Source organism: Oribacterium sp. FC2011, assembly GCF_000701645.1.
GTDB lineage: Bacteria > Bacillota > Clostridia > Lachnospirales > Lachnospiraceae > Oribacterium.
In genome coordinates this window covers 255,521-277,407 of record NZ_JNJM01000001.1, presented here as the reverse complement: position 1 = coordinate 277,407, position 21,887 = coordinate 255,521, and the positions used below count along the sequence as shown (strand labels likewise).

General features: G+C 36.2%; 16 protein-coding genes. 14 read left to right on the top strand and 2 right to left on the bottom strand.

All coding sequences use genetic code 11. The features are described from left to right. Window positions 1-90 precede the first annotated feature (90 nt). The gene (locus T357_RS0101160) at window positions 91-1,293 is read left to right on the top strand and encodes a GGDEF domain-containing protein (RefSeq protein WP_031547781.1); all 1,203 of its coding nucleotides are present in this window, start codon (window positions 91-93) and stop codon (window positions 1,291-1,293) included. 258 nt (window positions 1,294-1,551) lie between these two features. Here the strand turns inward: T357_RS0101160 and T357_RS0101155 are convergent, their stop codons facing one another. Further along, window positions 1,552-1,767 carry a hypothetical protein gene (locus tag T357_RS0101155; protein WP_031547778.1) on the bottom strand — a complete coding sequence of 72 codons (216 nt, stop codon included), beginning with the start codon at window positions 1,765-1,767 and terminating at the stop codon, window positions 1,552-1,554. A gap of 896 nt (window positions 1,768-2,663) precedes the next feature. Between T357_RS0101155 and grpE the strand changes: the two genes are divergently transcribed. The 7 genes from grpE (at window position 2,664) to T357_RS0101120 (ending at window position 14,928) form a co-directional block, all read left to right on the top strand. Beyond that, window positions 2,664-3,227, top strand: coding sequence for a nucleotide exchange factor GrpE (gene grpE, locus T357_RS0101150; protein WP_031547776.1), 564 nt, complete (start codon window positions 2,664-2,666; stop codon window positions 3,225-3,227). A 20-nt stretch (window positions 3,228-3,247) separates the two neighbouring features. Continuing rightward, on the top strand, window positions 3,248-4,903 hold the full coding sequence (locus T357_RS0101145) for an Hsp70 family protein (protein WP_031547771.1): 1,656 nt from the start codon (window positions 3,248-3,250) through the stop codon (window positions 4,901-4,903). Between the two features lie 12 nt (window positions 4,904-4,915). Then, window positions 4,916-5,341, top strand: coding sequence for a hypothetical protein (locus T357_RS0101140; protein WP_031547769.1), 426 nt, complete (start codon window positions 4,916-4,918; stop codon window positions 5,339-5,341). An 8-nt stretch (window positions 5,342-5,349) separates the two neighbouring features. Continuing rightward, window positions 5,350-7,389, top strand: coding sequence for an SH3 domain-containing protein (locus T357_RS0101135; protein WP_031547767.1), 2,040 nt, complete (start codon window positions 5,350-5,352; stop codon window positions 7,387-7,389). A gap of 74 nt (window positions 7,390-7,463) precedes the next feature. Continuing rightward, window positions 7,464-9,413: a hypothetical protein gene (locus T357_RS0101130; protein ID WP_031547765.1), complete on the top strand. Its 1,950-nt coding sequence runs from the start codon at window positions 7,464-7,466 to the stop codon at window positions 9,411-9,413. Window positions 9,414-9,631: 218 nt separating this feature from the next. Next, complete coding sequence (locus T357_RS0101125; protein ID WP_155991175.1) at window positions 9,632-10,699, top strand: hypothetical protein; 1,068 nt, start codon at window positions 9,632-9,634, stop codon at window positions 10,697-10,699. 44 nt (window positions 10,700-10,743) lie between these two features. Beyond that, a complete protein-coding gene (locus tag T357_RS0101120; protein WP_031547761.1) occupies window positions 10,744-14,928 on the top strand; it encodes a protein kinase domain-containing protein in 4,185 nt (1,394 codons plus the stop codon). A gap of 124 nt (window positions 14,929-15,052) precedes the next feature. Here the strand turns inward: T357_RS0101120 and T357_RS0101115 are convergent, their stop codons facing one another. Then, entirely contained in the window at window positions 15,053-16,513 is a 1,461-nt protein-coding gene (locus tag T357_RS0101115; RefSeq protein ID WP_031547755.1) for a hypothetical protein, read from the bottom strand. Window positions 16,514-16,788: 275 nt separating this feature from the next. Between T357_RS0101115 and T357_RS0101110 the strand changes: the two genes are divergently transcribed. From T357_RS0101110 to T357_RS19810, 6 genes are all read left to right on the top strand, one after another. Beyond that, window positions 16,789-17,028: a hypothetical protein gene (locus tag T357_RS0101110; protein WP_031547753.1), complete on the top strand. Its 240-nt coding sequence runs from the start codon at window positions 16,789-16,791 to the stop codon at window positions 17,026-17,028. 163 nt (window positions 17,029-17,191) lie between these two features. Then, on the top strand, window positions 17,192-18,205 hold the full coding sequence (locus T357_RS0101105; protein WP_031547751.1) for a hypothetical protein: 1,014 nt from the start codon (window positions 17,192-17,194) through the stop codon (window positions 18,203-18,205). A 343-nt stretch (window positions 18,206-18,548) separates the two neighbouring features. After that, window positions 18,549-19,142, top strand: coding sequence for a hypothetical protein (locus T357_RS21640; RefSeq protein ID WP_049962190.1), 594 nt, complete (start codon window positions 18,549-18,551; stop codon window positions 19,140-19,142). A gap of 20 nt (window positions 19,143-19,162) precedes the next feature. Then, on the top strand, window positions 19,163-19,849 hold the full coding sequence (locus T357_RS19815; protein ID WP_049962189.1) for a hypothetical protein: 687 nt from the start codon (window positions 19,163-19,165) through the stop codon (window positions 19,847-19,849). Window positions 19,850-20,160: 311 nt separating this feature from the next. Beyond that, window positions 20,161-21,132 (top strand): tetratricopeptide repeat protein, encoded by a 972-nt coding sequence (locus tag T357_RS0101090; RefSeq protein WP_031547745.1) that lies wholly within the window; start codon window positions 20,161-20,163, stop codon window positions 21,130-21,132. 19 nt (window positions 21,133-21,151) lie between these two features. Further along, complete coding sequence (locus tag T357_RS19810; protein ID WP_049962188.1) at window positions 21,152-21,847, top strand: hypothetical protein; 696 nt, start codon at window positions 21,152-21,154, stop codon at window positions 21,845-21,847. The last annotated feature ends 40 nt before the right edge of the window (window positions 21,848-21,887 follow it).

Here is a 21,887-nt window from a genome sequence, read left to right as displayed (position 1 = left end):
CAGCTATTTTGCCATCTGTGGGGTTCGTAAGCTGAGGGAGATTCATTGCCGGCCCTATAGTAACTGATGATTGACTAAGGAATAGTAAAAATGAATGACAATATAGTATTTATAGAATTAAATGTGCTGTGTGTAACCATATTGGCTCTTGTCCTTATGAAGGTCGTTTCCGGTCTCAGTAAGAGCAACAGGGTTGATGTTTCTTTCGCGAGGGTTATCATAGCGCATATTTTTATGACGATTTTTTACTGTGTAACGGGGCTCCTGAGTGATATGGGAGCGCATACTCTTAATGGGATCAATCTGATCCTTATTTCCAGGACGTTATGTGATATAGGGGTATATCTGTCTGTTTACAGTTGGATCTCATTTATAATGAAAACAGAGAAGCCATTCTTCGAGAAAGACAAGAAGGGAGTGCTTATCTGGGCAATGCCTTTTGCCGGGCTGACAGCATTATCCCTCTACTCGCCATTCACAAGGATGTTTTTTTACATCGATGGCAGCGGCATGCTTCATAACGGGGATCTGGCTTTGTTCCAAAAAGTAGTAGTATATATGACGGCTTTGCTGGCGTCATCTACATGTTTTACCAGTTCCAGAAAGTATGATGACAGCGATAAAAGAAAGCTGGTTGCAAGTATAGCGCTGTATCCGGTTCTTCCTTTTATAGCGGCTGTTGCTGAGCTTTATACGTCCGGATGTTTCGTACCTGCAGCGTCAATGCTTATGCTCCTGATGATCTTTTTCAACAATCAGGAAATGATGATCTATAAGGATCATCTTACCGGTCTTAACAACAGATCAAGGCTGCTCAGATACCTGGAAGACCGAATGGAAAACGGAAGAAACGGGCTTTATGCCATTATGATGGATGTAAACCATTTTAAGGAGATAAACGATCATTACGGTCATGTTGAAGGCGACAAGGTACTGGCTTATGTAGCAGATTCCTTAAAGGCTGTTATGGACAAGGTTCCGAGGAAGGCATTCCTGGCAAGATACGGTGGGGATGAGTTCATACTGATCATCAATATGGACTCGGAAGGAGACATTAAAAACCTGGTCAAGGCAATAAAGAGGAAGGTGGGAAATTTTGGACCCGGATTGAAGAAGATTCCCATATCCATTGCCTGCGGTTATGTAAAATACGATAAGAAATATTGCGATATAGACAGCTTTATAGAGGCTGCCGATGAGGCAATGTACAGGGATAAATATAAGAACAGAAATGACAATGCTAATATGATGCCGGAGCAGGCTTTACCGGCTGATTTTAATCGTGTGAGTTGAGAGGTTTAGGGCGATTCGTGAGAATCCACCGGGATTCCGGCCAAGGTAGATGAAGAGAGTTGTGGGGATCCATAACTCTCTTTTTTTGTATTGCAGGGCCGCTGATAGTAATGTGTCTGTTTCATATATATAGTTTCCCGCGTGCGGGCAGGAAAAAACTTCGCTCCCTGATTCCTGAAAAGCAGAAAAAGAAACACCTGAGTACAATAGGGGTGGACTCAGGTGTTCTTTTGATGGGACACTATTTAAATAGATGATCTAATAGTTTGCAGCACGTTTCATGGACTTCTGAACTCTGCGGTTCTTTTTTGAACCTTTTACCATCGTGAAAGACTTTGAAGCCAGTCTTTTACGACGTACTCTTTCAACAGGGTCGGACTCTGGAACAAAAAGAGAAAGAACTGCATCAAGAATGTAATAACCTATTGATGCAATTGCAAAAAACAGAATAAGATTCATAAATAAATATTCCATATTGCCCTCCCTGCAAAAATATAATTTTCATATTATCTTCATCGCCAACTATAAAAAGAATATAAGTCATTTATGAAATATGTATAAATCTTGTATGAAAAAAGAAAGAATTAGGGGTAATAACACAATAGATAGTAGTAATGCAGTTTTTTCAGGGAAATCAATGAAATAACCAACAGGATATGGTATGTAGAAGCCTGATTGTTAGAATTGCACAATTAATCAGTCGAAAATTGTGCAAATTTAAGAACACGATTGACAGACAAAAAACATGATGTTAGTATACGACACCGTTACAAGTCGTTGCAGACGACATAAGGAATTATTACATTGAGATAGTTGAGTTATATTGCTGATCACAGACAATTTGTTTGACATCGCAGGAAATACCCTGCGGTGAGCAGGATGTGATTTAAGAGCTCATGTGTCATGCATACCGTATAATGCCAGTATACGTTCCTGAACAAAAAAGCACTGCTATAAGAAATAAGTACTTGATCATATCTCCACTGCCAGGGAGATAAAACCTCCATAGTATTACGTTTCTTTTCTACCCCTTTCATATATATTCTTTCTGTTTATACGTTTTTCGGAAAGAATTATGACTTAGATCTTTAGTGGTGAAAAAAAGGAAATAGTTATCGATCCGGTTAACTATTGTATGTATGATGAGCTGTTAAAGCACTGCTGACAATTACTGTTTTTATAAAAAGAGGAGCTTATGTATCGAGGGATTTCAGTATCCTTTGATGCATAAGCTCTTCTTTTTGATGGGCCATGGGGACGGGCTGAACTGTTACGGATTGTTCAGTTACGCAACACTTATGAAATCATTTCAGGTGCACTTAATTTTGTAAATTATGTTAAGATAGAGGAAAAATGTCATAGGAGGTACTATGGAAGACCAAGAAAACAAATCCGGTGATAATGAGAATGAATCATCAGGTTTAACAGACTTGAAAGAACCCAATATTGAGGAGCTGACTGAAATTGTTCTGAACACAAGAGAACAGGGGCAGATGTTGGAAAGCTTTATTAAAAACCAAATAGAAGTTAAAGATGATATGATCAACAGACTTCATAAAGAACTTGATTATTATAAGCAGGATTCGGCTGACAGATTTGTAGATCAGCTTATGAAAGCAGTTATCAAGGTGAGAAAAGATATGCTGCGTTTGGTGACATCAGAAAACTGGGAGAGCATGTCCGCTGATGATATAAGAAGAGAATATCAGTACAGCCTGGAGGATATAACAGATTTGTTGGAACAACAGAATGTTGATCCTTATTCTTCAAACCCGGGGGATGATTTTGATCCATCCATCCACCAGGCAAAGATTGAAGTAACTGATGATGAATCACAGGATAAGAAAATTAAAGCAAGTCTCTCGGAAGGATACAGAAAAGGGAAAAAGGTTCTTATACCTGAAAGAGTTTTGGTATATCAATATAAAGCATAAAACAGAGGAGATTAATAGTAATGAGTTACGTATTTGGAATTGATTTAGGAACAACATATTCATGCATTTCATATATCGATGAGTATGGAAAGGCTGTAGTTCTCAAAAACAGTGATGGGGATCATACAACTCCTTCTGTTGTTATGGTGGAGTCGGAAAACAATATTATTGTAGGTACAGAAGCAAAAAGATCCATCGAGATGGAGCCGGATAAGACAGTTCAGTTCATTAAGCGTAAGATGGGTAAAGAGAACGATACAGTTGTTCTCAATGGAACTACATACCATGCCCCTGAGATTTCGTCAATGATTCTGAAGAAGATTGTAAATGACGCAAACGAAGAACTCAGGCAGACCGGAGTGCTGAAAGATGGAGAGTCTGTTAAGGATGTAGTTATTACATGCCCGGCTTATTTCGGTATGAATGAAAGGCAGGCAACCAAAGCTGCCGGTGAACTGGCAGGATTGAATGTTCTTAACATCATAAACGAGCCGACAGCTGCCGCAATCAGTTACGGAGTTTCCGGCAATGATAAGAACGAAACTGTCCTTGTATATGACCTTGGTGGAGGAACCTTCGATATTACGGTTATGAGTATTGCGGGAAGTGACATTTCGGTTGTATGTACAGGCGGTGACGATCAGCTTGGCGGTAAGGACTGGGATGAAGCTCTCATGGATTATGTAATACAGCGCTATGAGGAAGAAAATGGTGAGGATCTTTCTGAGGATCCTGAGACTATCGCGTCCTTATATGTAGACGTTGAAACCTGGAAGAAAGCATTAACCTCCAGAGAAAAGGTTAATATTTCCGTGAACGGGCCGGCAGGAAGATTCCGAGAAGAGTTAACACGTGAGAAGTATGAGGAATTAACAAGTGATCTTCTGAACAGAACAAAGAATCTCCTTGATGACGTTCTGAAAACAGCTGAAAAACAGGGATATCCTATTAACAAGATAGACAAGGTTCTCCTGGTAGGAGGTTCATCCAAGATGCCTCAGGTGGCCGCTATGATTGAAAAAGATTATGGGGTTACGCCGGTTCTTGCTGATCCTGATGAGGCCGTAGCAAAAGGTGCCGCAATCTATGCAAATAACGAGAAGGCTTATAATGATTTCGTAGCTGTTGAAGCAGCAAAGTCAGGAAAGACTGTAGATGAACTTAAGGAAGATAATCTTGTTACGGGAGAACTTGATCAGAAGTATGCCAGATTCGGTGGTGCCGGAGTCGGTGAAATGAGGATCAATATCACAAATGTGTTGTCCAGAACTTATGGAATCGCCGCACTTGACGAAAATGATGCCCTTAAAATCTTCAATATGCTTATGATCAATGATAAGCTGCCTGCAACAAAAACGGAAACTTTTTATACAGTAAGCAATAACCAGTCTGCTTTGAGTCTGAAGATTTATGAAAGCAGAAGTACAGATAATGTTATGGATATTGAAGATAGGGAACCCATAACGGTTATCGACATGAAATTCAACAGAGGGGTTCCACAGGGAACACCGGTTATCCAGACTCTGGCACTTGACAATTCAGGTATTCTCCATATAGTTGCGGAGGAACAGCTGTACCATTCAAGACTTGATACTACTTTCCAGCTTTCCAACCAGATGACAGATGACGAAATGAGAAGCGCATCCATGAGAATGAATTCTGCAACAATCGAATAAGGAGGAAAAGAGTTGGTAGCATTTGGGATTTTCTGGTGCGCTGCTTTTGCAATACTCTTTTTTATACTCGGCGTTATTTTTAAGGCATTGGCTTCGGCGTTCAATGCCTTATTAACTACGCTTGTAAATCTTATTGCTTTAGGAGTATTGGTTGGATTGGTTGAACTTGCAATATATATGCTGTGTTCGACAATACAGGGCATCATAACTGAAGGATTTTTCGCTGTTCTTGGCTCATTTCTTATGTTCGCTGTTGCATTGGTGATCTTTATCGTCCTTGTAGGTGGATTAGGATTTATGATTTTTGGGCTCATGGTTAGCCTGGTTTCTTTATTGGCAGGAGCTGTTTCATCCATTTTGGATTGGATCGCAGAAACATGTGAAAAACAGTATGCAAGAATGTTAAAATCGTTAATCAATCGCATAGATAAATTGTAGGGGGAACGATGGCTGATATACAGAATAAAATCCTGGATAAATATGGCTTCGATATTTCCCAGGATAATATTTTTAAACTCTATAAGATTGAAAGTCCTGATATTTCTTCTCAGGATCTAGAAGTAAAGATTCAGGATACAAGGAAAAGATGGACAACAAGCATCAACGGAGCCAATGAAAGAAATGCAGAAAGAGATAGAGCCCGTTTGAATAAAGCTGATAAATATGAAGCTGTGCTGAAAGATGCAAAACTACGTAAGGAGGTTTTTGGTTATTATAATAAATCCTCCGGTGCCGGTGGTGGTGGAGCCTCGTCATCAGGTGGTTCTACAGAATTTGCAAAAGAATATTTCGAGTTGGTTGCCACAACCAAAAAAATAAAGAAAGAGGATGTAGACTTCTTTTTTGACTATTATCAATCCGAAAGAAAAAACAGGAAGGCTATAATCGAAATGCTCAGCAAGGAAATGAGAGTTCTTGGTCTGGGCAAAGAAGAAAACTACGGCAACGAAGGAGCGGCTGATGACATCGAAGGTAATAAGAAAAATGATGCAGATCCGTTGATTGTCAACCTTTTTGAAAAAGCGACCATACTGAAGATCAGAAAAGCTTTTGATAAGTTCCGTGAATCCGGCAAAAGTGATGAGATATGTCAGCGTTATCCTGGAATCCGGGATAATTTATTTGATTTCCTGGGCATGGAAGAAATAGGCAGTATTGAACAGTACACGGAAATCATGAATTCAAAATCAAATGAAGTCTATACCTTAAGGCAAGACAGAGGCACTGAGTATGTTCCACTGGTAGACTTATTTAATCTTTTGAAGACGATCGGTAGTTATCGAGATGTAAAAGATAACTTTTTAGAATTTAAACTTTTGATAAAGTATCCCAATCTCACTCCCTATATGTTTGCTTTTTATGACATGAAACCTAAAACTGTAAAGGGAATTGTAAATGTCGCAAAAAGGGAATATTCCTTCAGAGATGATACTGATTTTATCCTTAATTACTATAATCTCATTCATAAAAACTTTAGGATTAATGATAGCGGAATTAGTTCTATCCTTAATAGAGCTGAGAAGAAAGCCAAGCAAAATAAGATCCTGAAAGGTATAGACGAGAAACTCGGACTGAACAGAAAGAAAAAAGTACCTTTGGGAGCAATGATCATTCATTGGCTTTTATACTGGCCGATATTTGCGGTTTACTTTGTGTTCGAAGTGGCTAAGGCAGTTTTTACAGAATTACATCGGTTTGCCATGCCTTTAGCTGTGATATTGTTCCTGTTGGAAAGCTGGCTTTTACCAAAGATTGGTTTTGATAACTTACTCATACTCAGAAAGCTCTTTTTCAAGAAGCAATGGCTTGAATACCTTGGCGGTTACGGGATGGTTGGAAGAACAGCTACAGAAACTGTACAAAACTCACTCATTTTAATAACATTGCTGGCTTCATTATATTTGCTGTTGCCGTTTTGTGTTTCAGTGTTCATCTCGGAATTTGCAAGTGACTTTAACAAGCGATTCGACTGGGGAGGTCATGAAAGAACATTTCAGAATATTTTCATGAAATTGGAGAAAAAGACAGAGAACCAGTATAACTCACAGAAAAACCTCTTCTTCAAAAATAAGATGGGTAAAGTTTTCATGAACATGGTATGTCTCATTTCACTGATTGCCATAATTATCTTTACCCCTGTCGGCTTAAGAAAGTTGAGTAAAACTACCGGATACTTCTATAAGGAACCAGAGGTAACAGAAAGAGACTTTTCTTATCGCGATGAAAGTGAGGAAGAAACTGAAACATCAACCGAGATTGAAAAACCTGTAGGAGAAACCATGATCATAACTGTAAAATCCGGAAATATAAGATCAGGTCCGGGAACGGATTATGATGTAGTGAAAAGTGGTGTACAAGGTGAGAAATTTATTTCAACCGGGAACCAGGAGGTGACATCATCAGGAAGTATATGGTACGAAATATATATTGATGATGACATGAGTATGACGGGATGGGCGAGTCAAAAGATAATTGATTTCGAATAATGCTGTCTTTAGACATATTTTCTGAGGAGTGTTGAAGTGGATTTGAAATATAAAAAACGGGTAAGGGTTAATAAATGAGTGAACGGTGGCAAAAAATATTTAAAGGGATTGTTTGGCTTGTTATAATTTGCATTTTTGCAGTAAAGGTTGGTAATCTCGCATCAGCATTTATTAAGTTTGAAAATTTGATAACTGAAGGACCGGTTGAAAAAGAAACCTGGGATTCCAAGCTTATGGATTGCTTTGGTGAAAAAAATATATCAGATGATGGATATCGATACCGTGTCGGGAGTCTGGTTACCGGAGAGTATGCGGCTATAACTGCAATGAATGCAATAGGAGATAAGAAGCTGTCACAATTAACAGATGAAGATCTGGATACTCAGGCCAAAATTGATCTGGCAGTGAAATACGGTCTTCTGGAAGAGAAAGACCTTAAAGGGTTTATTACGAAGAAAAAAGGTAACGAAATCATGGTTAAGGCCATGGACTTGTATAGTAATCCGGATTATTATCCGGATTACTTCAAGGTAAAAACCAAGTCGGAAATCGTAGATGCAGACAAATGGAACATATCAGATTATGATGCCGAATCACAGACTATGACTGCAGGCATCGAAGGGAACATTCCTGAACCGGGAACAGTCATTAAGTTTACAAATGAATATGGAGTTTCACAGGCCGGATATATTCAGGAATTAAATGACGATGGAGCAGGGGGATACAGCATCCGCCTGGAAAAAGTTCAGAATGTATCTGAAATATATGATTCGATTTCATTTTCCGGTGCATCAGATTTTAATTACTTATTGGGAAATAAAGGCCTCGAATCTGATGTCATTAAGAAGTGTGATATCGAGTTTAATGTTGTATTGCCCGAAGATCGGTTGGTTTCAAGCGAAGACAATAAAGCAGTGGGAAAAGTCACCACATATATTACTCTGACTTCCGGCGATATGAATAAGAAATACAAGTATTCAATAGATGATGCAGGAATTGAGCATTTTGAAGCGACATCAGAAGAATCAACGGATTTTTCTTCTTATGATTCTGACGAAGAAAATGAAAGCATAAATCCGGGTTCTGATGGCCGGAGGCTCAAAGCTGATATAAAATTGACCGACTTTGGATTAAGTATCAGCGGGTATTATGATTTTTTAAATCCCGTTAATGACGAAAATTATGCAGAAGTAATGGCTTTTGCAAAAAACATAAGCATGAATTCCGAAGCGGAAATAAATTCGGGAGGTATGTACAAGGTTGGTTGTATTCCAATTCCTGTTTCATCCGCTGATGGTGTGATAAGTGTTTATCTGAATATTTATCTGCTTATGGAGGCTGATGGCGAACTAAGCTTACAGTATGAAATAAACGACTCTCATATAGGTATGACTGTTTCAGATAACGTTAAAAAAAGAAAAACAATGTATGCATGGAACGCAGGAGATGTAAATGTTAATGCCCGTAAGGATTTAGACGGAGGCTTTATGGGTGATGCCAGAGTCAGGATTCTTGATGCTGATAATCTGACTGAGTTAGGTGCAAATATTAGAGCAAACGGCACATTTTGGCCTGAGGAATTTTATTACGGATACACAATTAAAGATGAATATCTGGATGTCCCTAAATGTGATACTCTTCATGTACAGGCACCTTTGGTATCGATTTTATTAGGCTCGAAACAGAATTCATTACTTGGCGCCAATGAAAATGGTCAGAATGTTTTCGTATTAACCGAATTAGAAACCGGTTATTCTGAGCGATTGAGTAGTTCATCGGATGTAAAGAGAGTCAGATATCATGTGGAGTATGATGATGACACTGAACATATGATAGCTCTTCAAAATGAGGAAGGATATGAAGACGTATGTACTCACATTAGAAGAAAGACAGATAGTGAAAAACATGCTCAAGGTATATACGATGATTATTACGATTATTCCAATTCATCTAAATTCAGAGATAAGGAATCTGAAAGCAGGAAATGGCTAATGTTGATTCTTGATGAATACTTTGGCGGATAGTCACGGATTATTCATATTTCGTTGTTAATTTATGAGTGCGGAGATCGACTATTAACTGTTTCTAAAAATAGAGGAGCTTATGCATCAAGGGATTTCAATATCCTTTGATGCATAAGCTCCTCTTTGTGTATGGAAATGTTGCATGGTATAATTCAATTGTTTGTTCAGTTTCTATAGGGAATGTTCTGAAGGTAAATGAAACTGAATCAGGGGGGCTTATGAAAAAGAGAATTATAGCAGGGGCTTTGGCAGGAATAGTATGTATCACACTATTTTCCGGTTGTGGAAATAAAACAGAAACACAAGCAGGAAAAGAGGTTAAAACTAAAGAGATTAAGATTGCAGAATCATCTGAGGTGTCGGAGAGTGACATTAATGAAAAATCTTCAAATGATGAGGGAGATGTTATTCATTTGGATTTTTCAGATTCCAATTTTGGGGAGAATATAAATTCAGATGATTCTGAGGATATTAAAAAAGAAGTTTCAAGTGAAGGTGTAACAGAGGCGGTAACTGAAGAATCAAAGTCAGATGAAACCATAGAAGAACAGGTGATTTTTGATCAGGGAGGACTCAGGATCACCGCTAAAGGGCTTGAAAAATCGGGATGGAATGGACCATGCCTTAATGTTTTGATTGAGAATGAATCAGATGAAGATGTTCTCATTATGGCAAAAAGTCTATCTATTAACGGTTATATGGTGAGTGTTAAAGACAGTCCCTATGTTCTGAAAGGTCAAAAAACATATTCTGCAATCACTTTTTCGGATAAAGAAATGGAAAAATTGGGTATCAGTTCCATAGCAGATATTGAATTTAACCTGAATGTGCTTAACCCGTCAACCTATCTTGAAATATTTGATCCATCACTTGTCAGGATAAAAACTTCACTTGCGGATAGTTATGATTATGAGTTTGATGATACAGGAAAAGTTGCTTTTGATGAAGATGGAGTAAAAATTGTCATAAAAGGATTGGGTGAAGAAGATAGTGCTATTTTTGGAAAAGAGTTTATTAAAGTATATATAGAAAATACAACCGAAAAGAACCTGACTACTCAACTACGTAATACCACCATCAATGGAATAAAGATTGATCCTACTTTTTCAACTGAGGTCACACCGGGAAAACACTCAATTAGCGCGATATATTTTTTAAGTACTGATTTGTATGATAATAATATTAATGAAATCAAGGAAGCTGAATTTCGTTTCCATATATATGAAACAAATAATTTATTTAGTGACAACATTATAGAAAGCAAAATGATTAAAATTACATTCTAAGGTATTCTGAAGAAGGAAAAATGTAAATTGGGGGGGAAATCAGAGTGTTGGAACGTAAAGCTTTAGATATAGGTACTCTTATAAGATTTAATTCAGGTCGTATATATAAAGTGACCGGTGATCCCATTGGTTATGGCGGCGGAGGAATCATATATCCGGTCATAGAAATGATTGAACAAAACAGTGAATATGTAAGCAAAGAGTTTCAGTATGCTTTAAAAGAATGTTTTCCATATTCACCTCTCATTATACGTTCAGATAGCGGTGAGATAATTTGTAATACAGAAGATGATAAAGCCATAGAGTATCTTGAATCGGCGAAAAAGAATCTGCTTTCTGAAAATTCAAAATCTGCAGCGATTTATAAAACCTCTTCAAGGATCGTTCCGTCGATTGACGCATCTATGAGAGTTGATATATGTTTTTCCGATGGTGAATGGCACAGAATCAATAACTGCATGACGGTTATGGAATCATTGGATAACAAGGGCTATTCATTGGCAACATATCTGGAAGAATATAGGCGTATTGATCTTTTTAAGGCTCTTCATATAACTCAGCAGATATTATTTGCGCTTAGAGAGATACATGAAGCATCATATCTGCATCTTGATATACAGGCCGGTAATATAATTATACAGGGATCTATAGATGATGGATCCGATCTCATCAATATAATTGATTTTGGTTCATCTTTAAAGCTTGATGAAAATGAAAAAACAGTTTCCGTTGACAAAGAACATATATTTTCAACTCCGGGTTTCCGGGCTCCGGAACTGTTTTTGACAGAAGGCAATATTATAAAATTAACTCAGGCAACCGACCTATATTCTGTCGGTTGTTTATTGCTGTATATGTTGACCGGAAATGTTTATGATCAGACAGAATTGCTGAGTGTCAACGACGGCAAATATCTTACCGTCAGAAAATTAAGGCTTATAAAATGTCCTAAACACCTTCAGGATCAGCTGCAATATATTATTGCGCGATTTCTTGAGAAAGAACCAGATAAGAGATATCAGAAAGCTGATGAAGCTCTTAAAGATGTTACGGCTCTTAAGGAAGCGGTGGTTCCCAGAAATGCCGGTTTAAAAGCCGTGTATTATGATGCATTTATCTGTTATAAACATAATGAAATCGATAGTGCTGCTGCAAAAAAACTGCAGGAAGAACTGGAGCATTTCGTTGCTTCCAAAGATGTATCCAAGGATAGGAGACCCTTTAAACGAGTCTTTATTGATGATGGTGAATTGTCTGCGGGTTCTTTGGAAGAAAACATTGATTATGCTCTGAAAAATTCCAAATATCTTATAGTTGTCTGCAGTAAAGAAACACCTAAAAGTATATGGGTGAATAAAGAAATTGATACGTTTTTAGAAACTCATGATCGTTCGCACATATTGCCGGTTTTAATAGATGGAGAACCAGAGGAATCTTTTCCAGTAAAGATTCAGAAATATCATGATAAAAATACCGGAATAGAATATGATGAGCTTTATGCCCCGAATGCTAAAGGAGACAGTCTAAATTCAATTCTAAAAATAATAAAAAAGGATACAGTCTATAGAATTGCTGCTCCTATGTTGAATACAACATATGATACATTGAAAAACAGACAGCAGCGATATATACAGAAATTGGTTATTAAAGCAAGTCTGTTGGTTATTTGTACGCTTTCTTTATTTCTGTTTTATGCGTTTAAACAAAATACGGAAATAAAAAATGAAAGAAGACAATCAGCTATACATAACGATCAATATCTTTCCAAGCTGGCACAGGAACAGTACGAAGCGGGAGAAATAGATAAAGCAATTGAGACAGCTTTGGAGGCACTTGATAAAGATGGTATAGAAAAACCTGATAATGCTCTGGCATTGAATGTTTTGAGTAAATCATTGAATTTATATCAACAAAATGAAGAGAATTATCAAGTGACAAAAAAATATTCAGAGGAAGATTATATCTATGATTTTATAATAGATAATAAAAACGAATACTTATTTATGAATACGAACAGTGGAATAGACATTTGGAATTCCAAAAGTGGAGAAAAAGTAAATACAGTTCCGTCAAGCCCAAATTCAAATATTGTACAATATGATGATGAACATATCATCTTTAATGAAATCAATAAGATATGTTTTTATAATTTTAAAACTTCCAAATATGATTGGACTTACGAAGCATTTTCCTTGTCGGATGTAATTAATAATAGTCCTTTGGCCAGCTTCTTAAAATATACAATCAATTTGAATCATAATAGTGTTGTTTGTTTTACTGCCAATGAAGTTGTGGAGTTGGATATTGAGACAGGAAAAAAGATTAATTCAATTCAGTATAAAACCGATGGAGTATACATTTATGGAAATGATATTGCTATCAGCCCTGAAGGTTCGAAGGTGGCTGTTAATCTTATCTTCCAAAATCAGGTCCCTGATTATGCTGCATTTTCCAATCAGACAGACTACGATAAATATTATTCTGAAAATGTAAATACAAGTATACTGGTAGTTGATTTAAATGATTCAAATTACGATGTAAAAAATCCTCAAATAGGAGTGTTGTCACATATCAGACTTTTAGATCAGAATACTGTAATATTATCTAAGCCTGATGGATCAAGTACTACAGCTGTTTTTTCTAATCACGAAGTTAATGTAAGTTCTACTGATAAGAGTTATGAAGTATATGGATATAATCTTGATTTAAATCAGGTGTTATGGAACAGCTCTTTTTCTTATGCACAATTATCAGATGATCAGCAACTCTTAACTGTTCGGTATGACAATAATCTGTTACTGCTGTCTTTTGGTAATGAAATCAGGCTTTTAAACTATGGTACAGGAGAAATCATTAATCAATGGATAATGACAGATAATGTTATTTCCATGGATCCGACCGGTACTCCGAATCGGTTAATCGTTTTTACATCTGATGGAAAACAACAAACTATATCATTGTATGAAAAGAATGTACATAGTGATAAGAGTTTGCCGGAGGGGATTAAAAAAATACGTTATAATAACGATGTATTTTATGTTATACAAAATGATAATAATAAGGTGGTAAGGAGAATTGAGAATTGCTTCGATAAAATGATTACTCCGATAAAAATGGAAGATATTGATAATACATATTCTCCGGAATTAAGTAATGGATTGATTATACAAGAAAGCTATAAAAATAATGGAAAAATAAAATTATATGAGTTATTCAACGAAAAGCAATATACAATTGAAGCTCCAAATGGTTATATATATTATCCGTATATAAAGCATTCTGATGAAAATGCTTATCTGTTTAGCCTTAATAAATCAAATGGATCCATATTTAAATTTAATTTAAGAAACGGGGAAAAGAGCAATATCGTAATAGATTCCGAAACCTCAAAACCAATGGAGCAGGTCGTTAATGTAAACGGTAAGTATATTTTTTCAATTACGCACTACAAAAACAATAAATATATTTATGAATTTTATATGTGGGATCCTGATTTAGAAAAAATAATGATGATCAGCAGTTTAGAAACGGATATAGACTGGGAAAACTATAAGGATGTTTCTTTTGCTGTTGATAATAATGGTGAAAATATGCTTATCATAAGTCGTGATGTAACAAAAAATAAAGAACAAGACAGTTATGACCTGTATCTTTTAAATGTTAATACATCAAAAATGGATCATATCTTAAATCTTGATGAAAAAATTATTTTAAATAAAAGTTTTAAGTGGAATGAAAAAGGAACTATGTTTTCTGTGTTAAAAGAAGGTACTATTGATATTTACTTAAATGACGGACAAAAAAAGCAATCAATAGAAGTAAAGGATATTTATGAAAAACTCGTTGATTTAGAGTTTAGCTATGATGATCATTTACTAATGGCACTTACAACAGATAAGATCCTTTACAGATTTGATATAGAAACAGGAGAGAATTTAGGTACTTATGATTTAAGTGAATACCTGACTCAAAGTATTTGGGAGAATAGTGACTGTGAATGGACTCATATTGATGATTCCAATACAGTTCTGAAAATCGGTTCTGATGTAATAATATTAAATGTACTGGACTCTGATTATGGAGTGATTGGTAATATTAAGCATTGTAATGGGTATGATAAAACGAACGATGTATTTATTGTGAATAATATTAATAATGAGTTAGGCAAATTTAAAAGATATTCTATTGACGATATAATAGAAAAAGCAAAGGAGCGTATAAACAAATAAACCGGGAAGCGTGCAGATGTGATCGTTTAGCAATTAAAGATTCCAGGAATAAATGAAATTGAAACCCGGATTGTTTATGTTAAACAATCCGGGTTTCATAATATATTGTCATAATAACTAATATTTAATTGTTCTTAAGGCTATTACATATTACAGAATATGAAAAGCCTGGAGACTGAGTTCCATCTACATGAGCGCTGATAATAGATCTCATCATTACCTGCTCCATTGGATGAGGTGGATAAAAACCGGTTAAATATGATTTTTCCAGAACTACATTTGCGGTTTCCATTAAGGCGGCGATCGTTTCACAAATGTCTTCAGGATCTTTTAAAGACCATTCATTATCCCAGCATAAACAGAATCCGTTCCATAATAGAATAAGTATATCCTGTTTGTTGACATAAGTTTTTCCCATTAGCAAAGATTCCAGTAGGGAACCTGTTCCTTTTCCATCGAGGTGTACATCTTTTAGCTGGGCTCTGCCGGTAAATGAAGCACCAACCCAGCGCCATGCCTGTTGCCTGTCGTCTGTGTCTGTGAATATTTCTTTTATTGTTGTCATTGCTGCACCGGAAATATTTGCACATTTGTCCGGAGATATCTGACTTCCATCATACAATAAATCCCGCTGATCTTCTGATGGTTTGTAAGTACGGTTTGCTATTTTTATCATGTTATCAGCAAATTCATCTGAGGACGGAATATTATGTGTTGTAGTGCAAATGTTATAAATATATACAAAAATGTCTCTGTATATGGCTGTGGCTGTTCCGGAAGGCTTGTCTAAATATGCTGAATTGTCAACTAACCATTCGATAAAACAATCATCTATCTTCTCAGGTGAGTTTTTCTTCCAATAATCGATTTTCTCCTTTAAATCTGGTTCGATATGTTCAGTGAATCCATCAGGTTTATCGTCAGGAGCTGAATCAGTAATTGTATTTTTCTTCGATTGTTTATATCGTTCTTTTAATTCTATGGCCTTTCGGCAACTGTCATTATTGATGAAAACATAGGCATCTATGATATCATCAGACAATTTGAAATTAAAACTCTCATCTAAAACAAAAACTCTGTTCAGGAACCATGACATTTCCAAAAGATCTAATCCGAGATAATGTCCCAGTCTCAAAGCCTCTTCTTTTGTGATCAATGTCAGAGAACGAGTCCTTTTTAATGCTATATCAATTAGTTTTGAACATGATTCTTTATCTGATGAATCTAAAATACGATCAGATGCCACTTCGTTTAGATATTCAGCAAAATGACTCAGATTGAATCTGGTAAATGCCTCTGCCTGCTTCACTGTGGGCGCACATAATTCGTAGGTTTTATCTCCTGCTTTATAATTTACAACCTCACCGAGTTCTTCATTGCCAAGCAATCTGGCATAAAAAATACGCATTAAGGCAAATTTCGATGATATTGCATACTCGCTTGAAAAATCTTCGAGAAGTTTTTTCCAGGCTTCTGCACCGGCGTCAGGAGACATGTTTTCTATATCACGAGTGGTATCAATCATTTCTTCTACTTTTTTTGGAAATAAATAGGAATAAGTGATTCCTTCTGTATATAATCCCATGGTTATGATCTCCCCTTATTTTTATTGTGGTTTTTTCGATTTTTAAGATTTATATGGCTTTATTATACACTTCTTTTGAAACCGATACTATAGAGAATACAGATCATTGAGGAATGATTAAAAGGAAAGTACAGATTTCCGGAAAACTCGAAAAATAATGCATGCTACTATATGAACATAACAATTGTTACAGAACCGGTTTCCAAAATATAAAAATATCATGATGTTCTAATTAATACGAATAGGAGGTGGTAAAAATCTTTAAAAGAAAATATATGGATCCTTCAAGCATTAATCTTACAAGTGAACAACTGGAATGTACTGATGGCTATATAAAAAAGGCAATCGATATTTACGAGAAAACAGACCATCTCAAAACTGCGACTACAAAAGATTTCAATAATATTTACATTAATTTATCCAATGCTGTCTGCTCGATACTAAAATCAAACCTGAAATTCGACTTAAAGGTAAGCGCAATTGAAAACATAAACAAAGTCAAGCAGTACTATTGATTAAAACTCACATTTAAGAATGGTTGTTTATCACTTTATATTAATGCAAAACTTAAAAAAACAGATTTCGCGAAAACTGTAACATAAATAATGATTATGCTGTTTAACAGTTATTTAAAACTATCAGTAAACAATAATATCAAGAAGAAATGGAGAAAATGATATGAAAAAAGTTATAGCAAGAATTTTTTTGGTCCTTTCGATTGTGCTTAGCTGTTTCATCGGACCTGAAATGGTTGCGATGGCCGGGCAGAGTGGATGGGTGAAAAATGCAGATGGAGCCTGGACGTACATGAATAAGAATGGAAAACTTGCCAAGGGCTATTGCAGAAATGTTGATGGAGATAATAAGTATTATTTCTTCTGGTGCCCGGGTTATCATGATGAAGACGGAAATACACATGAAACATATACGCTTGCATGGAATAAACTGATCATTAAGGATAGTACCGGAGAACCAATGTATTATGCTTCAGAAGAAGGTCCGTTACTCGAAAATTATGAAATAACATATAATGGCTATATATATAAGTCAAACAAAAAAGGTGTGCTTAAGAAGAAAGGCAAGGCATCTGACGGGAATGATTATGCAGAAGACAGATCCGGAAGTTCATCATCAAGTGGGCAGACAAGCAGTAGTGGTACCGGAGACATTTCATCAATCTATCTTCATCAGGAAACCAATAATGACTGTACAGCGACTGCTGTTGCAATGATGCTGAGATCAAGAGCAATCCGCAGGTGTGAAGATCCAAATGGCATCTCCCTTTCAGGACTTAAGAATAACTATTGGAGTTCGTACGGGATGGCATGGAGTGGAACGTATGGTAATATTTCATTCACTTCTGATGACGCTTCAATTAAGAACAATAGTGTAGGAAGTGGTGTCGGAAATATGCGTTATAATAATCTGGCTAGTACTCTTTCAGCGCATCCTGAAGGTGTAGTTTTATACCTTTATGACAGTTCAAATGGTAATAAATCTCATGCTGTATTTGTTACAAGAATCTCTAACGGAACAATATATTGTCTCGACCCCGCCGGACCCGGCTATGAAATTCCTATATCAGATTGCTCGACATACAATTACAACTTTGGTCTCAGCTCTCAGGATAGTATCCTTCGTTTAGACAATACTGGAGATGGCAGAAGCTTTCTCTGGTACTGCACAAGCTAAGCAATATACATGCAATCGGATGGAGATCTGATCTTCAAAATAGAATAATAACCATAATAGTGACAATTGTTCGGGCTGCGATCGAAGCAGCCCGAATATTTGATTTTGAGAATTAAATCTATAAAAATAGATCTGCCAGGAGCAACAGGTAAAAAAATATATATAGATAGTGATTTTTTGAATTCAAACGTTGGTGGCCAGAAACTACAGATTCCCGGAAAACCGAAATGAAATAAAGGTGTATAGTAAACATATCAAGTAAAAAACATTATTAATTCTACTCGGAGTTGATTATTAGGTCTATAATATAGATCATGTGGGTAGTAAAACTAAGGAGGAAGTTATGAAGAAACGCTTATTTATCGCTACATTGGTTATTTCTGTTCTGGCATCATTTGCTGCAAATGCAGGAACATGGAAAAAGAACAACACTGGGTGGTGGTATGATTACGGAAACGGAACTTATCCTGCTTCAACCTGGGACTGGATTGATGGAAACAACGACGGTGTGGCGGAATGTTATTATTTTAATAAAAAGGGTTATCTGCTTGTTGATACAGTATCACCTGATGGCTATGAAGTTAATAGTAACGGCGCCTGGGTTGATAATGGAAGAGTTCAAACAAAGAATGTTGCCCGTACAACAAATACAAATTCAAACACAACCAGAAGATTAACTGATGAGCAGGCAGAAAGGGCATTCCAGAATTATTTGTATGCATACTTGGGTGATTTACATGGTACAAATAGTTATTGGGATAACGAAACAAGTGGTGAAAATCCGATCGTTATTAGGTTCAAAGCCCCTACAGGTGCTCAATCTTATTATTATATTGATCGTTATTCAGGATATACCTATGTAACAAGATATGATGTTGCCGAAGGTATAGAGACATTAACAGACAGAAGTTTTAATCTTTGGGATTATTTATATTGATAATTAAGCAGGAGAAGCGTATGAAAAAACTATTATTCACAACATTTATAATCTCTGTTTTGATGGCATTTATGGCTAATGCAGGCGTATGGAAAAAGGACAGCATTGGATGGTGGTATGATTACGGAAACGGAACCTATCCTGCTTCCTGTTGGCAGTGGATAGATTCTGATTCAGATTATATAGCGGAGTGTTATTATTTTAATGATAAAGGGTATCTGGTCACGAGCTCGATAACTCCGGATGGATCTGTTGTAGACAGAAACGGTGCATGGATATCTATAGTTAATCGAGAGGTTCCAAATGATGGTTATGTTGAGACTAAAGTTGTTGCTCCGAATGGCTTATCAGGGAATTTACAGACAGGTACATACTATTTTACTTCAGGTACAGAGTACATTGCTCTTTTGAATCAACCGTCTTATAAACAAAGAATAACTTATGCATATGATTCGATAAGAATTTCGTATTATGGAGGTAGCATGGTCTATGAGTTATTCATGGACGGACATAAAATCATGCGTGGAGATTTGATACAAAAATCATATGGAATATACGATATGATTAATAGTACCCTTGTCGATAATAATTATTTTTTTGAAAATCCTGTTGAAATATCCGTGATTTCTGATAGCAAAATTGTAATTCATTCATGTAACTCTCCGGATGGTGTATCGGATGATTACTATGTAATGGTAAAAAGATAATTAAAAATATCTCGTCATATTACATTAAGGACAATCATCTCAGGCTAATTTAGTTTAAATCAGGCTGTCAATCGGCAGCCTGATTTGTTTTATTTTATAGGTCGAGACCACTTACCACGCACTGCATCAAAAATATTATCAGATTGAGTTATGCTGCAGTCTAATGTATTAAAAAATTATTCTGGGATGTTACTTTTAAGGGCTCTTATCATGGTATAATTCAGTTGTTTGTTCAGTTAATATTTGGAATGAATTGAAGGGATATATAAAACTGAATTAGATTAGTGGGAAAGAAAATAATAGGGGATCATATGGAAAAGAAATCAAATCCAATTATAATCATTTCTGTTTTGACAGGAATCCTTCTGGTAGCGCTTGCCGGGATGCTGGTATATTTTAATCTTCCGACGCAGCGTATCAGGCGAATGCTTAAGACTGCCAACAAGCACATTGCAGAAGAAAACTATGACGAAGCAATACTTACTTTGCGGAAGATGCTGGAGATAGATCCGAAAAATGAAAATCTATACGTCCTTCTTGCCAACACATATGAAAAAAGCGGTGACATCGATAAAGAGGTAGAATTCCTTCAGGAAGCTGTAAATCTGTTGCCGGAAAACCAAAAGATATCCGGGGTTCTTTCGAATGTAAACCCTGAGGTTACTTTGTCTAAGAGTTCCGGAACCTATACCGACCCTGTGACACTTTCCATGTCTTCATCAGAAGGAAGCGAGATTTTCTATAAAGTATCCGGAGGTGATAATGAAACCCAATATTCATCCCCCATTAACTTAGATAAAAATGGAGAATATACCATCGAGTACTATGCTGTAGGCAAAAGCGGATATGAGGGTGAACACAAGACCGCTACCTACGTGATAAATCTTGATGAGAGTGAATATAATATTATTGAGCGGATGGAAGAGACTGACGGAGCGACGCCTGTTGATGCCGTAGATCCTGACAAAATGACCGTAGAAAAGGACGGCAGTGAACAAAGAAAAATAACGGATGAGCAGGCAGAAAAGGCATTTGAAAATTATATGTATGAATATATGCCTCATTTAAAAGAAGAATATTATCAAGATGCAACTTGGTACTGGGATTTAGTAGATAGTGATGAAAATGAAATCGTTTTCAAGTTCAGATCATATACAGCTGCTCAATTTTATTATTATATTGATCGTAATTCGGGATATACCTATGCGACAAGCCTTGATGTTGCAGAAGGCACACAATCATTAACAGATATAAGTTTTAATATTTGGGATTATGTATACTGATATTTTAAAAAGGAGTTGTATGAAAAAAATATTATTCATAACATTTGTAATCTCTGTTATGGCATCGTTTATAGCTAATGCAGGAGCATGGAAAAAGGACAACCATGGATGGAGGTATGATTATGGAAATGGTACCTATCCTGTTTCCTGTTGGGAGTGGCTGGATGTTGATTCGGATTATGTAGCAGAGTGCTATTATTTTAATGATAAAGGATATCTGGTCACAAGCTCAGTGACTCCGGATGGGTCTGTTGTCGATAGAAACGGAGCATGGATATCCTCTACTCATTCGGACTATCCAAATGACGGTTATGTTGAGACTAAAGTTGTTGCTCCTAATGGCTTATCCGAAAATATACAGACCGGTTCATATTTTTTTACATCAGGTACGGAATACCTTGCTTTTTGCGGTCAGCCATCCAGTAAAGAAAAAATAACATATGGTTTTGATTTAATAAGAATAACACATACATATAACGGAGATGGCTTGTTCTATATGATATTCATGAACAAAGATCAAGTCATCAGTGGTTATTTGACACAAAAATCATATGGTACATACAGAATGGATGAAACATTCGTCAAGGAATATTATTATCCTGATGGTCCTGGTCCGGTTGAAATATATGTTATTTCTGATCGTAAAATTATTATTCATACACATAACGATCCTGATGGCGTATCTGATGGCTACTATATAATGGAAAAAAGGTGATTAAAAAAGCTAAAGTATCAACTTTTAGCGCCTCTATCAT